The organism is Streptomyces sp. NPDC047130 (genome assembly GCF_040643475.1).
Classification (GTDB): Bacteria; Actinomycetota; Actinomycetes; order Streptomycetales; family Streptomycetaceae; genus Streptomyces.
Genome location: NZ_JBEYUK010000019.1, coordinates 62,237 through 77,316 on the forward strand (window position 1 = coordinate 62,237; position 15,080 = coordinate 77,316).

Annotated in this window: 12 protein-coding genes; 7 read left to right on the plus strand and 5 right to left on the minus strand. The window is 73.9% G+C overall.

Annotated elements, in window-relative coordinates:
* Positions 1-8 precede the first annotated feature (8 nt).
* Both cydD and ABZ836_RS21865 read left to right on the plus strand, forming a co-directional pair.
* Positions 9-3,677, plus strand: a complete 3,669-nt coding sequence (cydD, locus tag ABZ836_RS21860; RefSeq protein WP_361144551.1) for a thiol reductant ABC exporter subunit CydD — start codon at positions 9-11, stop codon at positions 3,675-3,677.
* A gap of 243 nt (positions 3,678-3,920) precedes the next feature.
* Positions 3,921-4,985 (plus strand): peptidoglycan DD-metalloendopeptidase family protein, encoded by a 1,065-nt coding sequence (locus ABZ836_RS21865; protein ID WP_361144554.1) that lies wholly within the window; start codon positions 3,921-3,923, stop codon positions 4,983-4,985.
* Positions 4,986-5,213: 228 nt separating this feature from the next.
* Here the strand turns inward: ABZ836_RS21865 and ABZ836_RS21870 are convergent, their stop codons facing one another.
* From ABZ836_RS21870 to ABZ836_RS21880, 3 genes are all read right to left on the minus strand, one after another.
* Positions 5,214-6,104, minus strand: a complete 891-nt coding sequence (locus tag ABZ836_RS21870; protein ID WP_356132531.1) for an HAD-IIB family hydrolase — start codon at positions 6,102-6,104, stop codon at positions 5,214-5,216.
* A gap of 118 nt (positions 6,105-6,222) precedes the next feature.
* The gene (locus ABZ836_RS21875) at positions 6,223-7,125 is read right to left on the minus strand and encodes an LLM class flavin-dependent oxidoreductase (protein WP_361144557.1); all 903 of its coding nucleotides are present in this window, start codon (positions 7,123-7,125) and stop codon (positions 6,223-6,225) included.
* A 50-nt stretch (positions 7,126-7,175) separates the two neighbouring features.
* Positions 7,176-7,748: an RNA 2'-phosphotransferase gene (locus ABZ836_RS21880; RefSeq protein WP_361144560.1), complete on the minus strand. Its 573-nt coding sequence runs from the start codon at positions 7,746-7,748 to the stop codon at positions 7,176-7,178.
* 250 nt (positions 7,749-7,998) lie between these two features.
* On the opposite strand from ABZ836_RS21880, the gene ABZ836_RS21885 reads away from it, so the two are divergent.
* The 5 genes from ABZ836_RS21885 to ABZ836_RS21905 all read left to right on the plus strand — a co-directional run bounded on the left by ABZ836_RS21885 (position 7,999) and on the right by ABZ836_RS21905 (position 11,944).
* Entirely contained in the window at positions 7,999-8,946 is a 948-nt protein-coding gene (locus tag ABZ836_RS21885) for an ABC transporter ATP-binding protein (protein WP_356132525.1), read from the plus strand.
* A complete protein-coding gene (locus tag ABZ836_RS21890; RefSeq protein WP_356132523.1) occupies positions 8,933-9,883 on the plus strand; it encodes an ABC transporter permease in 951 nt (316 codons plus the stop codon). The genes ABZ836_RS21885 and ABZ836_RS21890 overlap by 14 nt, the downstream gene beginning before the upstream one ends.
* A complete protein-coding gene (locus ABZ836_RS21895; RefSeq protein ID WP_356132521.1) occupies positions 9,880-10,791 on the plus strand; it encodes an ABC transporter ATP-binding protein in 912 nt (303 codons plus the stop codon). The genes ABZ836_RS21890 and ABZ836_RS21895 overlap by 4 nt, the downstream gene beginning before the upstream one ends.
* Positions 10,792-10,810: 19 nt before the next feature.
* A complete protein-coding gene (locus tag ABZ836_RS21900; RefSeq protein ID WP_356132519.1) occupies positions 10,811-11,539 on the plus strand; it encodes an ABC transporter permease subunit in 729 nt (242 codons plus the stop codon).
* 177 nt (positions 11,540-11,716) lie between these two features.
* Positions 11,717-11,944 carry a hypothetical protein gene (locus tag ABZ836_RS21905; protein WP_361144564.1) on the plus strand — a complete coding sequence of 76 codons (228 nt, stop codon included), beginning with the start codon at positions 11,717-11,719 and terminating at the stop codon, positions 11,942-11,944.
* Positions 11,945-12,752: 808 nt separating this feature from the next.
* On the opposite strand, the gene ABZ836_RS21910 is transcribed toward ABZ836_RS21905, so the two are convergent.
* Both ABZ836_RS21910 and serS read right to left on the minus strand, forming a co-directional pair.
* Positions 12,753-13,556 carry an HAD family hydrolase gene (locus ABZ836_RS21910; protein WP_356132515.1) on the minus strand — a complete coding sequence of 268 codons (804 nt, stop codon included), beginning with the start codon at positions 13,554-13,556 and terminating at the stop codon, positions 12,753-12,755.
* Positions 13,553-14,830 (minus strand): serine--tRNA ligase, encoded by a 1,278-nt coding sequence (serS, locus tag ABZ836_RS21915; protein ID WP_361144567.1) that lies wholly within the window; start codon positions 14,828-14,830, stop codon positions 13,553-13,555. The genes ABZ836_RS21910 and serS overlap by 4 nt, the downstream gene beginning before the upstream one ends.
* Positions 14,831-15,080 lie beyond the last annotated feature (250 nt).

Consider the following 15,080-nt stretch of genomic DNA (forward strand, 5'->3'; position numbering starts at 1 on the left):
GGTTTCACGTGAAACCGGTGGACCCCCGGCTGGTGCGGTACGCGCGCACCACGCGTTTCTTCCTGGCCGCGGTGGTGGCCCTGGGCCTGGCCGGCGCCGGACTGCTCGTCGCCCAGGCCACGCTGATCGCCGGCGTGGTGGTCGGCGCCTTCCAGCGAGGGCTGGTGCTCGAAGAACTGGGAACTCCCCTGGTGCTGCTGGCCGTCGTCGCCTGCGGGCGGGGACTGGTCGGCTGGCTGACCGGGCTCGCGGCCCATCGGGCGAGCGCGGCGGTCAAGTCCGAGCTCCGGGGGCGGCTGCTGGCACGGACAGCCGCCCTCGGTCCCTCCTGGCTGGACGGGCAGCGCACCGGGTCGCTGGTGAACCTGGCCACCCGGGGTGTGGACGCGCTGGACGACTACTTCGCCCGGTACCTTCCCCAGCTCGGCCTCGCCGTGGTGGTTCCGGTGGTGGTGCTGGCGCGGATCGTCACCGGGGACTGGGTCTCCGCGGCGATCATCGTGGGCACGCTGCCCCTGATCCCGCTCTTCATGGCGCTGATCGGCTGGGCCACCGAGGCCCACACCCAGCGGCAGTGGCGCCTGCTGTCCCGGCTTTCCGGGCACTTCCTCGACGTCGTCGCCGGGCTGCCGACGCTGAAGGTGTTCGGGCGTGCCAAGGCGCAGGCCGAGTCGATCCGGCGGATCACCACGGAGTACCGGCGGGCCACGCTGCGCACGCTGCGGATCGCCTTCCTCTCGTCGTTCGCGCTGGAGTTGCTTTCCACGCTCTCGGTGGCGCTGGTCGCGGTGACGATCGGCATGCGGCTGGTCCACGGGGAGATGGACCTCTTCACCGGCCTGGTGGTGCTGATCCTGGCTCCGGAGGCCTATCTGCCGCTGCGGCAGGTGGGGACCCAGTACCACGCGGCGGCGGAGGGCCTGGCGGCCGCGGAGGAGGTCTTCGCGGTCCTGGAGACGCCGCTGCCGGAGGGGGGACGCCGACCGGTCCCGGCGGACGGGACGATCACCTTCGAGGACGTCGCCGTGCGGTACGGCGGCCGGACCCAGGACGCGGTCGCGGACGTCTCGTTCACGGTGGAGCCGGGCGCGGTCGTGGCGTTCACGGGGCCCAGCGGGGTGGGGAAGTCCACGCTGCTGCGGGTGCTGCTCGGACACGTCCGGCCGACGCGGGGGCGGGTCCGGGTGGGCGGCGTCGACCTCGCGGAGATCGACCCGGAGGCATGGCGGTCCCGGATCGCCTGGGTGCCGCAGCGTCCCCACCTCTTCGCGGCGAGCGTGGCGGAGAACGTCCGGCTCGCGCGGCCGGACGCCGACGAGACCGAGGTGCGGCGGGCGCTGGCGGACGCGGGAGCGCTGGAGTTCGTGGAGGCGCTGCCGGAAGGGACCGGCACGGTGCTGGGGGAGGACGGCGCCGGGTTGTCGGCCGGGCAGCGGCAACGGATCGCCCTGGCCCGCGCGTTCCTCGCCGACCGTCCGCTGGTGCTCCTCGACGAGCCCACGGCGGCGCTGGACGGGGCGACGGAGGCGGAGGTCACGGAGGCGGTGCGGCGGCTGGCGGTGGGGAGGACGGTGCTGCTGGTGGTCCACCGGCCCGCGCTGCTCTCCGTCGCGGACCGGGTGATCCGCATGCGGGGCGCGTCGGGCGGGACGGGCGCGTCGGGCGCGTCGGGCGGGACGGCGACCGGGGGCATGGCGGAGGGGGCGGCGTGGCCCGCCTCCGCGTCCGCCCTCGCCTCCGCGTCCGCCTCTGCCCTCGCCTCCGCGTCCGCCTCCGGACCGGCCGCGGGGAAGGTCCCCGGAGCGCGCCGTGCGGGTGTGCGGGCGGGTGGCGACACCGGCGGGGGCCTGGTGGAGGTGTCCGGGCCGACACGGCCCGCCGCGGGCCCGGTGAACGAGGAGGGCCCGGTGCCGGGGATCGGCCGTGGCGGCTCCCGCGACGTACTGGGCCGTGTCCGGGCGCTGTCCGGTGCGCGGGCCGGGCGGCTGGGGTTCGCCCTGGTACTGGCGACGCTCGCGCTGGGTAGCGCGGTGGGGCTGATGGCCACCTCCGGCTGGCTGATCTCGCGGGCCTCGGAGATGCCTCCGGTGATGTACCTGATGATCGCGGTGACGGCCACCCGCGCCTTCGGCATCGGCCGCGCCGTGTTCCGGTACGCCGAGCGGCTGGTCTCGCACGACGCCGTGCTGCGGATGCTGGCCGACACCCGGGTGGCCGTCTTCGCGCGGCTGGAGCGGCTGGCCCCCGCCGGGCTGCGCACCGCGCGCCGCGGTGACCTGCTGTCCCGTCTGGTCACCGACGTCGACGCGCTGCAGGACTACTGGCTGCGCTGGCTGCTGCCGGCCGGGGCGGCGCTGGCCGTCTCCGCCGGTTCCGTGGGGTTCGCCGCGTGGCTGCTTCCCGAGGCCGGGGCGGTGCTGGCCGTGGGGCTGCTGGCGGCCGGGGTCGGCGTCCCGCTGCTGACGGCGGCGGTGGGCCGGCGGGCGGAGGCACGGCTCGCTCCCGCGCGGGGCGCGCTGGCGACCCGGGTGACCGACCTGCTGACCGGAACCGCGGAGGCGGACGTGGCCGGCGCCCTGCCCGCCCGGCTCGCCGCGGCCCGCGCCGCCGACACCACGCTGACCCGGATCGCCGCCCGCACGGCGTCCGCGAGCGCCCTGGGCGACGGCCTGACGGCCCTGATCGGTGGCCTCACGGTGACCGCGACCGCGCTGGTCGCGGTACCCGCGGTGGCCGCCGGACGGCTGGACGGCATCCTCACCGCCGTGGTGGTGCTGACCCCGCTCGCCGCCTTCGAGGCGGTCCTCGGTCTGCCGCTCGCCGCGCAGTACCGGCAGCGGGTCCGGCGGGGTGCCGAGCGGGTCTTCGACGTGCTGGACGCACCGGACCCGGTGCGGGAGCCCGAGCGGCCCCGGCCGGTCCCGGCGTCGCCCTTCCCGCTCGCGGTGCGCGGCCTGTCGGCGCGTCATCCGGGCCGGTCGCGGCCCGCGTTGGACGGAGTGGACCTCACCCTGCGGCCCGGCCGCAGGGTCGCGGTGGTGGGGCCGTCCGGGGCGGGGAAGACGACCCTCGCCCAGGTGCTGCTCCGGTTCCTCGACCCGGAGGCGGGCTCCTGCACCCTCGGCGGGACGGACGTCCGCGAGCTGGACGGCGACCAGGTGCGCAGGGTGGTCGGGCTCTGCGCCCAGGACGCCCACCTCTTCGACACCAGCGTCCGGGAGAACCTGCTGATCGCCCGCAAGGAGGCCACCGACGCGGAGCTGCGGACGGTGCTGGACCGGGTGCGGCTGCTGGAGTGGGCGGACGCCCTGCCCGACGGCCTGGACACGCTGATCGGCGAGCACGGCGCGCGGCTCTCCGGCGGACAGTACCGGCGCCTGGCGCTGGCCCGGACGCTGCTCGCGGACTTCCCCGTCCTGGTGCTCGACGAGCCCACCGAGCACCTGGACCTGCCGACCGCCGACGCCCTCACCGCCGACCTGCTGGCGGCCACCGAGGGGCGCACCACCCTGCTGATCACCCACCGCACCGCGGGGCTGGAGGCGGTGGACGAGGTGCTGGTGCTGGACGGCGGACGGGTGGTGCAACGCGGGACGTACGCGGACCTCGCCGTGGCGGACGGCCCGTTCCGCGCCATGGTGGAGCGCGAGGAGGCGGGGGCGCTGCTCACCACCTAGACGGACCTGTCCACGGCCGGGCACCGGGCCGCTCCCCCGCCGCCGCGTTGCTCCTGGGCGCGGTGCGCCGGGGCCGGCGGTGCGCCGGGGCCGGCGGTGCGCCGGGGCCGGCGGGTGCCCCGGCCGGTCCGCGGGCGCGGGATCCCTCGCGCGGCGGTGCGCCTCACCCGGCTGCCGCAGGGGTTCCCCCGGCCGTACGTCCTCGACGGGCCGAGCGGCGACCGCGGAACGACGATCGCTGACATGCCCTCACCGCGTCGTTCGCGCCCGCTCGTTCCGGTCCTGCTGTGCCTCCTGGCCGCGTTCACCGTCCGTCCTGCGGCGGCCGAGGGGGAACAGGCGCTCTCCGGCCCGCCGGACGACGGCGGCCTCAGTACCCGGGTGGCGCGTCTCCATCAGGAGGCGGAACGGGCCACCCGACGGTACGAGGCGGGCGCGCGGCGACTGGAGGCGGAGCGGGTCCGGGCCGGGGAGCTGAACCGGATGCTGGCCGAGAAGCGGCAGGAGGCGAAGGCGCTCCGGGAGGACCTGGGCCGCTACGCCAGGGCGCAGTACCGGGCGGGCGGCGGGCTGCCGGTCACCGCCCAACTGCTCCTGGCCGACGACCCGGAGGCGCTGATGACCAGTCACCGCGCTGTCTGGCGGGCGGACCTCGCCGTGCACAACGTGATCGAGAAGAGCCGCCGGGCCGAGCGGCGGCTCACCGAGGAACGGCGGAAGGCCGAGCAGCGCAGCCGGCAGCTGGAGCAGCGGTCCACGGAGCTGGCCGGGATCCGCCAGGAGATCCAGACGACGCTGGAGGAGGCGCAGGGGCTGCTGCAGGGCCGGGCGGACGCCTCGGTCGCCGCGGGCTCCTGCCGCGGGGCGGTACGGCTGGAGGAGCCGGAGCAAGCGGCGGTTGGGCCGTGGGTGGCGCCGGTGGACGGGTACACGCTGTCGGCCGGGTTCGGGCAGGGCGGCGCGCGCTGGGCGAGCCGGCACACCGGACAGGACTTCGCGGTGCCGATCGGCACCCCGGTGCGGGCGGTGGGCGAGGGGCGGGTGACCCGGGTGGCCTGTGGCGGCCCGTTCGGCATCGAGGTGGTGATCGAGCACCCGGGGGGCCACTACACCCAGTACGCCCACCTGGCCGCGGTCACCGTCGACCAGGGACAGCAGGTGGGTGCGGGGCAGGTGATCGCGCAGTCGGGGACCAGCGGGAACTCCACCGGCCCTCACCTGCACTTCGAGGTGCGGGTCACTCCCGCCTCCGGTTCCGCGCTGGACCCCGTGCCGTGGCTGTCCGCCCGAGGAGTGCCGCTGGGCTGAGCCGTCGCCGGGCGGGCGCGGTCGAGGCGGGCCCGGAGCCGGGGGCCGGCCGTCGGGTGGCCCCGTGCCCCCGGGGGCCGGCGGGCCCGGTCGACGTGCGACCCCGGAGGCGGGGTCCGGCCGTCGCGTGGTTGAGAGTCCCGGTCGAGGCGTGGCCGAGAGGCCCGGTCGGGGTGTCGCCGGAGAGGCCCGGTCGGGGTGTCGTCGCGCGGGCTCGGCCGGTCTCGCCTACGGCAGCCCGGCCAGGATCTTCTCGATGACGATCGCCACGCCGTCCTCGTTGTTGCCCGCGGTCTGCCGGCCGGCGGCGCGCAGGGCGTCGGGGTGGGCGTTGCCCATGGCGTAGGCCTGGCCGGACCAGGTCAGCATCTCCACGTCGTTGGGCATGTCGCCGAAGGCGACCACCTCCGCGGGGGAGATGCCCCGTTCCTCGCAGCACAGGGCGAGGGTGCTGGCCTTGGAGACGCCGGGCCCGCTGATCTCCAGCAGGGCACTGGGGCTGGAGCGGGTGACGGCGACCCGGTCGCCGACCGCGGCGCGGGCCAGGGCCAGGAAGGCGTCGGGGGCCAGCTCGGGGTGGAAGGCGAGCAGCTTCAGCACCGGCAGGGAGGCCGTGATGCCCCCCGGGGCCAGCAGCTCGTCGGCGTCCCCGTAGGAGTCGGGCGTCTCCACGAAGAGCTTCGGGTAGGCGTGCTCCTGGTGGAAGGCATAGGTCTGCTCGACGGCGAAGAGGGTGCCGGGGGCGGCCTCCCGCAGCAACCGGACGGTCTCCCGGGCGTTGGCGTGGCCCACCTCGCGGACGGTGGCGAAGCGGTGGCGCCCCGGTCCCTCGCGGAGGTCGACCACGGCGGCGCCGTTGCCGCAGATGGCCAGCCCGTGGCCGTGCAGGTGGTCGCTGACGACCTCCATCCAGCGGGCCGGACGGCCGGTGACGAAGAAGACCTCGATCCCGGCCTTCTCGGCCGCGGCCAGCGCGGCGACGGTCCGCGGCGAGACCGACTTGTCGTCCCGCAGCAGCGTGCCGTCGAGATCGGTGGCGATCAGCCGGGGCGGAACTGCAGCGTGGGCCCGGATCGCGGGCGCTTCGAGAGCTGAGGTCACCCGCCCATTCTCCCGCATATGCCAGCACGTGCGTGCGGGTGCCCGCACATCTGAGTGAGAATCGATCCTTGAATCGCGGGTTCCGCCCGGTATGCCGGTTTGAAGGGGGAGCCGTGGCGCCCCCTCGCGGCAGGCGTCAGCTCAATTGCGCCGGTGCTTCGGTGGCGATGCGCTCGAAGACCCGCTCGTCGACGTCGAAGTCCGAGTCCGGGATCGGCGTGTGGACGACCAGCTCGGTGAAGCCGAGCTCGGCGTGCCGGCCGGCGAAGTCGACGAAGGCGTCGACGGAGGTGAGCGGGGTGTTGCGGTCCGGGGTGAAGCCGGTGAGCAGGATCTTGTCGAGCTCCTTCACGTCCCGGCCGATCCCGGTGCAGGCGTCCGTCAGCCGCTCGATCTGGCGGCGGATGGCCGCCACGGACTCCTCAGGAGTGCCGGTCTCGAAGATCGTCGGGTCGCCCGTGGTGACCCAGGCCTGGCCGTGGCGGGCGACCAGCTTCATGCCGCGCGGGCCGGTGGCGGCCACGGCGAAGGGCAGCCGGGGTCGCTGTACGCAGCCGGGGATGGTGCGCGCCTCGTGGGCGGCGTAGTGGTCACCGGTGAAGGAGACCGTGTCCTGGGTGAGGAGGCGGTCCAGCAGCAGCACGAACTCGGCGAAGTGGTCGGCCCGCTCGCGCGGCGTCCACGGCTCCTGGCCCAGCGCGGTGGCGTCGAAGCCGGTGCCTCCCGCGCCGACGCCCAGGGTGATGCGGCCGCCGGAGATGTCGTCCAGGGAGATGAGCTCCTTGGCGAAGGGCACCGGGTGGCGGAAGTTGGGTGAGGTGACCAGGGTGCCCAGGCGCATCCGGGAGGTGACCGAGGCCGCGGCGGTCAGGGTGGGCACCGCACCGAACCACGGGCCGTCGCGGAAGGAGCGCCAGGACAGGTGGTCGTAGGTGTACGCCGTGTGGAAGCCGAGTTCCTCGGCCCGTTCCCAGGCGGCTCGCCCACCCTCGTGCCAGCGGCGGTACGGCAGGATCACGGTGCTCAGACGCAAGCTCATGGGGCGAGCCTACGGCCGGGACGTTTCACGTGAAACATCCCACCTCCCCCTCAGCCCTGCCGGAACCGCAGGTACCCGGGCGGCACCGAGCGGGTCAGCCAGACCCCGTTGGCACTGAGGTGGAAGACATGGCCGTCCCGGTGCATCGCCCCCGCGTCGACCGTCAGGACCAGCGGTCGTCCCCGTCGCGCTCCGACCCGGGTGGCCGTTTCGCGGTCCGCCGAGAGGTGTACATCGTGGCGGGCCATGGGGCGCAGTCCCTCCGTCCGGATCGCGTCCAGACGGGCAGCCACCGTCCCGTGGTAGAGGAACGGCGGGGGCACGGCCGGCTCCAGGCCGAGGTCCACCTCGACGGTGTGGCCCTGGCTGGCGCGGATCCGGTCGCCCTCCACGGCGAACCGGCGCTTGTCGTTGCAGGCCACCGCATGGTCGAGTTCCGCCCGGCTGATCGGGAAGCCGTGGGTCGCGGCGGCGGAGAGCAAGGTGTCGATCTCCACCCAGCCGGCGGGGTCGAGGGTGATGCCGATCCGGTCCGGCTGGTGGCGCAGGTGCCGGGACAGGTACTTGGACACCGTGACCATGCGTCGGTCGTCGGTGCCGGCGCCGTTCTGTTGAGCCTTCATGTGGCCCAAGTCTCAGGTATCGAAGGTTTGATCCACAGCGAATTACGGTTCTCCACAGATTTCGCGACCATCCTGTGGACAACTGCGCCGCGATGCGGACATGCCTGAGCGACATCCGGACGCCACGGCCGTCGAGGTCTTAGACGCCGCTCCCCTTCCGGGCTGACCCTTACCCGTCCCCTACATCTGCAGGCTGACCGGGGAAGGCCCCACGGGAGGACGACCACGCGCCGGGCCCGCCCCTACGGTCATGAACGTGACAGTGATCCTGACCGAAAGCCTGAGCAAGCGGTTCCCGCGGGTGACCGCCCTCGACCGGCTCACCCTGGACATCGGGTCCGGCGTGACCGGCCTGGTCGGTGCGAACGGCGCCGGCAAATCGACGTTGATCAAGATTCTGCTGGGGCTGGCTCCGGCCTCCGAGGGTCGCGCCGCGGTGCTCGGCCTGGACGTGGCGACCGAGGGGCCCGCCATCCGGGCCCGGGTCGGCTACATGCCCGAGCACGACTGCCTGCCGCCGGACGTCTCGGCCACCGAGTTCGTCGTCCACATGGCGCGGATGTCCGGCCTGCCGCCGGCCGCGGCGCGTGAGCGCACCGCCGACACCCTGCGCCACGTCGGCCTGTACGAGGAGCGCTACCGCCCCATCGGCGGCTACTCCACCGGCATGAAGCAGCGGGTGAAGCTGGCCCAGGCGCTGGTGCACGACCCGGACCTGGTCCTGCTGGACGAGCCCACCAACGGACTGGACCCGGCCGGCCGGGACGACATGCTGGGCCTGATCCGCCGCATCCACACGGACTTCGGCATCTCGGTGCTGGTCACCTCCCACCTCCTGGGCGAGCTGGAGCGCACCTGCGACCACGTGGTCGTCATCGACGGCGGCGCCCTGCTGCGCGCCAGTTCCACCACCGACTTCACCCGCTCCACCGCCACCCTGGCCGTGGAGGTCACCGACTCCGACGAGCACCCGAACGGCATCGAGGCGCTCCGCAAGGCCCTCGAGACGCACGGCGTGCGCACCGAGGACGGCGGCGCCGGACTCCCCGGAGCGGGCCGCATCCTGCTGCTCACCGCCGACGGCGACGACACGTACGACCTGATCCGCGACACCGTCGCCGGCCTCGGCCTCGGCCTGGTGCGCATGGAACAGCGCCGGCACCACATCTCGGAGGTCTTCCGCCATGACGACCGATAGCCTCTCGCCCGCCGGAGGGCCCGGCGGGCCCGGTGGGCCCGCGCGGTCCGGGAACGGCGCCGCCCCCGAGAGCCGGATCCACGACATCGGCTACCGCGGCTACGACGGCCCCCGCCTGGGCCGCGCCTACGCCCGCCGCTCGCTCTTCGTGCAGTCGTTGCGCGGCGCCTTCGGCCTCGGCCGGTCCGCCCGCTCCAAGGCCATGCCGGTGCTCATCGCCACGGTGATGGCCCTGCCCGCGCTGATCATGGTGGCGGTCACCATGATCAGCGGGGCCGAGGAACTACCCGTCGCCTACGTCGAGTACGGCGCGACCCTCGACATGGTGATCGCCCTGTTCCTGGCCTCCCAGGCGCCGCAGGCGGTCTCCCTGGACCTGCGCTTCCGGACCATGCCGCTGTACTTCTCCCGTCCGATCGAGACCGGCGACTACGTCCGCGCCAAGTACACGGCGATGGCCGTGGCGGTCTTCTCGCTCACCGCCCTGCCCCTGGTGATCCTCTACATCGGCGCGCTCCTGGCCAAGCTGGACTTCGTCGACCAGACCACCGCCTTCGCCCAGGGCCTGGCCGGCGTGGCCGTGCTCGCTGTGCTCTACGCGGGCATCGGCCTGGTGGTCGCCGCCCTCACCCCGCGCCGCGGCTTCGGCGTCGCCGCGGTGATCGCCGTGCTGATGCTGTCCTACGCGGCGGTGTCCACGCTCCAGCTGGTCGCCACGGAGAACGGCGCGCGGGACGCGGTGCCGTGGCTCGGCCTGCTCTCCCCGAGCAGCCTGATCTACGGGCTCCAGGACGCCTTCCTCGGCGCCGACAGCTTCTTCCCGGACGGCATCACCACGTCCACCGCCCAGGGCGCCGTCTACCTGCTGGTCGTCGCCGCGCTCGTGGCCGGCTGCTACGGCCTCCTGATCCGCCGCTACCGAAAGGCCGGGCTGTGACCACCCTCAAGCTCGACCACGTCTCCCGCTGGTTCGGCAACGTGGTCGCCGTCAACGACATCACCATGGACGTCGGCCCCGGCGTCACCGGCCTGCTCGGCCCCAACGGGGCCGGCAAGTCGACCCTGATCAACATGATGGCGGGCTTCCTCCCGCCGTCCGCCGGGACCGTCACCCTCGACGGGAAGACGGTCTGGCGCAACGAGGAGATCTACCGGGAGATCGGCATCGTCCCCGAACGCGAGGCGATGTACGACTTCCTGACCGGCCGTGAGTTCGTCCTCGCCAACGCCGAGCTGCACGGCCTGGGAGCCGCCGAGGCCCAGCGCGCCCTGGCCGTCGTGGAGATGGAGTACGCGCAGGACCGCAGGATCGGCACCTACTCCAAGGGCATGCGGCAGCGCGTGAAGATGGCCTCCGCCCTGGTCCACGGACCCTCCGTGCTGCTGCTGGACGAGCCCTTCAACGGCATGGACCCGCGCCAGCGGATGCAGCTCATGGAGCTGCTGCGCCGGATGGGCGAGGAGGGCCGCACCGTCCTGTTCTCCTCCCACATCCTGGAGGAGGTCGAGCAGGTGGCCTCGCACATCGAGGTGGTGGTCGCCGGACGCCACGCGGCCAGCGGCGACTTCCGTTCCATCCGCCGGCTGATGACCGACCGCCCCCACCGCTACCTGGTGCGCTCCAGCGACGACCGGGCGCTGGCGGCGGCCCTGATCGGCGATCCGTCGACCTCGGGCATCGAGGTGGACGCCGCCGAGGACGCGCTGCTGATCCAGGCCGCCGACTTCGGCCGCTTCACCGAGCTGCTGCCCAGGGTGGCCCGCGAGCACGGCATCCGGCTGTACACGGTCTCGCCGTCGGACGAGTCGCTCGAGTCCGTCTTCTCGTACCTTGTCGCGGCGTAGCGGCGTAGGAGGCCTCACGATGTCCACAACGTTCCATCCCACGGTGGCCCGCCTCACCTACCGGGCCCTGCTCGGGCGGCGCCGCGCTCTCGTCCTGGGCATCCTGCCGCTGCTGCTGGTGGTGATCTCGGTCGTGGTGCGGCTGCTGGCCGGCTCCGGCCCGGACACCGCCGTCGACGTGCTCGGCGGGTTCGCGCTGGCGGCGATGGTGCCGATCATCGGCGTCATCGCCGGCACCGGGGCCATCGGCCCGGAGATCGACGACGGCTCCGTCATGTACCTGCTGGCCAAGCCGGTGAAGCGGCGGACCGTCCTGGTCACCAAGCTGGTGGTCGCGATCGCCGTGACGATGGTCTTCTCGGCGGTCCCGACCCTGGTCGCGGCCCTGGTCCTCACCGGCACCGAGGACGGCATCGCCCTCGCCTACACCGTCGCGGCGCTCGTCGCCTCGGTCGCCTACGCCTCCTTCTTCCTGATGCTGGGGACCATCACCCGGCACGCGGTGGTCGTCGGCCTGGTGTACGCGCTGGTCTGGGAGGCGCTGCTCGGCTCCTACGTGCCGGGTGCGCGGTCGCTCAGCGTCCAGCAGTGGGCGCTGGCGGTCGGCGGCGACCTCGCCGAGGGCAAGCTCATCACCGCGGAGGTCGGCACGGCCACCGGGGCGGTGCTGCTCGTCGCGGTCACGGTGCTGGCCGCCTGGTACGGGGCTCGCCGTCTGCGGACCCTGACGCCTGCCACGGAGGAGTGACGGGGGCCGCCCGCCCGGTGACGGGGCCGCCCGCCCCGTCGCCCGGTGACGGGGCCGACCGCCCCGGATCCGTGTGCTCCGGCCCTCGAATCCGCTGCCGATCCTTCGAACTCGATTCCGGTATCCCCTCCGCCCCGGCACACTGGGGCGTGAGGGGACACCGGGAGGTACGGGGAGATGGCGACGGAGCCGGAAGGGACGGCCGGGCATGAGGACTGGGACGAGCTCGTCCTCGACGAGGACTTCGTCCGCGGGGCCTCGGTCCAGGAGCCGTCCGGGCGGGCCAGGATGCTGGCGGCGCGGTGGCGGCGGGAGCCGCCGGAGCCGGAGCCGTGGCGGTCGGACCGGCCGCCGGCCGGGTGGTTCTTCAGCAAGGCGCGCCGCCGCAAGTGGCGGCGCAAGTAGGGGTGCGAGGAGCGGGGGAAGTGCGAGGCGTCCGTCCCGTCCGCCCCGTCCGTCGCAGCGGCACCTCCACCCCCTAATTCGGTGGCGGTGCCGCTGCCTGTGCGGGCACAGTGAGCGATGGCACGCCGGACATGTCCGGCGTGACGTGGTCCGGGAGCGGGGACGGGGAGGAAAGGCCCCGGCCCCCGACGGGGCAGGCCCGCGCCGGCGCCGGTGGGATTCGTTACCCCACCGCGCACGTGTTGCCGGGAGCCGCCCGGGGGCGGCCGCTTCGAGCGCGCGGGTTGCACAGCCCCGCGCGGGCCGCCCCACCCGGGACCACCCCTCCGCCGCCGGGACCACCCCCCGCCTCCGGGGACTCCTCGACCGCACGGATCGACGGCCCCGCCATGGACGCCCTGCCGCCCTCCCGGAGACGCCGCCTGCGCCATCGGCACGGCGGTACCCGGCCGGCGCCCGACCCGTCCCGTCCCGGTGGCTGTCCCCGGGGGGCGCGGCCTTCGCCGCCGGAGCACCGGTACTCCGCCGGGCGCCGCTCTCCGAACGGGTCGTCCACCACCGGGAGAAACCGGCAGACCGGACCGCTCCGGAACACCGGGCGCCGTCGTGAAACCGGGCGCCGTCGTGAAGCTGAGCCCCGCCGCGAAGCTGAGCCCGCCGTGAAGCCGGGCGCGCCGGAAACGGCCGGGCGCCGCCGGAAACGGCCGGGCCCCGCCGGAGAGGGCAGGGCCCGCCGGGAAAACGCCGGCCCCCGCCGGGACGGTCGGTCTCCGCGGGGGTGTCGGGTCGGCCGGAGGGCCGGGCGGTGTCAGCCGAGGAGGCGTTCGAGGACGAGGGCGATGCCGTCCGCGTCGTTGGACGTGGTCACCTCGTCCGCGATCGCCTTCACCTCGTCGTGGGCGTCGGCCATCGCCACGCCCCAGGACGCCCACCGGAACATCGGTATGTCGTTCGGCATGTCCCCGAACGCGATGGTCTCGTCGGCCTTCACCCCCAGCCGCCGGGCGGCCAGCGAGAGGCCGGTGGCCTTGCTCAGGCCCAGCGGGAGGAGCTCGACGATGCCCGCGCCGGCCATCACCACCGTGACGAAGCCGCCGGCGATCCGCGCGGCCGCCTCGGTGAGCTCGTCGTCGGTCATGGTCGGGTGCTGGATGTAGAGCTTGCTCAGCGGCGCCGCCCACAGGTCGGCCGGGTCGTGGAGCGGCTCGGCCGGCAGGTGCCCCACCGACCGGTAGCCGGGGGAGACCAGGACGTCGCCGTCGAGGCCGTCCCGGGCGGCGGCGACGAACAGCGGCCCGGTCTCCGCCTCGATCTTGGCCAACGCCAGCTCGGCGATCCGCCGGTCGAGGGTCACCGAGGTGAGCAGCCGGTGCTCCTTGGCGTCGTAGACCTGCCCGCCCTGGCTGCACACGGCTATGCCCTGGTACCCCAGGTCGTCCAGCACGTCACGCGTCCACGGCACCCCGCGTCCGGTCACCACGATGTGGGCCGCGCCCGCCGCGGTGGCCGCGGCGAGCGCGTCACGGGTGCGCGCGGAGATGGTGTCGTCGGAGCGCAGCAGCGTCCCGTCGAGGTCGGTGGCGACCAGGCGGTACGGGAACGACCCCGTCACTTGGCCACCGGCTCGAGGACCTCGCGGCCGCCGAGGTAGGGGCGCAGGACCTCCGGCACCCGCACCGACCCGTCCGCCTGCTGGTGGTTCTCCAGGATGGCGACGATGGTGCGCGGCACCGCGCAGAGCGTGCCGTTCAGCGTGGCGAGCGGGCGGGTGCCCTTCTCGTCACGCATGCGGATCTGCAGGCGGCGGGACTGGAACTCGGTGCAGTCCGAGGTCGAGGTCAGCTCGCGGTACTTGCCCTGGGTCGGGATCCACGCCTCGCAGTCGTACTTGCGGGCCGCGGAGGAGCCGAGGTCGCCGGTGGCCACGTCGATCACCCGGAACGGCAGCTCGAGCGAGGTCAGCCACTGCCGCTCCCACTCGAGGAGCCGCTGGTGCTCGGCCTGGGAGTCCTCCGGCGCGACGTACGAGAACATCTCCACCTTGTCGAACTGGTGGACCCGGAAGATGCCGCGGGTGTCCTTGCCGTGCGAGCCGGCCTCGCGGCGGAAGCAGGGGGAGAAGCCGGCGTAGCGCAGCGGCAGCCGGTCGGCGTCCAGGATCTCGTCCATGTGGTACGCGGCGAGCGCCACCTCGGAGGTGCCGACCAGGTACAGGTCGTCGTCCTGGAGGTGGTAGACGTCCTGGGCGGCCTGTCCGAGGAAGCCCGTGCCCGCCATCGACTGCGGACGCACCAGCGCCGGGGTCAGCATCGGCGTGAAGCCGGCCGCGGTGGCCTGGGCCATCGCCGCGTTGACCAGGGCCAGCTCCAGCAGGGCGCCGACGCCGGTCAGGAAGTAGAAGCGCGAGCCGGAGACCTTGGCGCCGCGCTCGACGTCGATGGCGCCGAGGAGCTGGCCGAGCTCCAGGTGGTCGCGGGGCTCGAAGCCCTCGGCGGCGAAGTCGCGGATGGTGCCGTGGGTCTCGCGGGTGACGAAGTCCTCCTCGCCGCCGACCGGGACCTCGGGGTGCACCAGGTTGCCGAGCCGGAGCAGCAGGCGCTGCGTCTCGGCGGCGGCCTCGTCGCGCTCGGCGTCGGCGGCCTTCACCTCGGCGGCGAGCGTGCCGGCCTTCTTCAGCAGTTCGGCCTTCTCCTCGCCGGAGGCCTTGCCGATCAGCTTGCCGAGCGACTTCTGCTCGTTGCGCAGTTCGTCGTAGCGGACGCCGGACGACCTGCGCCGCTCGTCGGCGGAGAGGAGGGAGTCGACGAGGGCGACATCCTCTCCACGGGCGCGCTGGGAGGCGCGCACTCGGTCAGGGTCCTCACGGAGCAGGCGAAGGTCAATCACGGAACCAGGCTACCGGTGTGCGCCAAGCGGTCACGACCCAGTATTCGACGGCCCGCGAGTGGAGCCGGAACGTCGGGTTGTCCACAGAAACGCACAGCATTGGTCATCGGTTATCCACAGGCGTGGCGGCAGATCTGTGGACAAGGGAGCCGATCCCTTCGAATGGGCGCTCCGAGGGGCTGGGGGGCTGGTGAAAAGGTGGGTCGGCGCAGTAATGCATCCACTTTCGAGTGAAAAGAGGACACGTCAA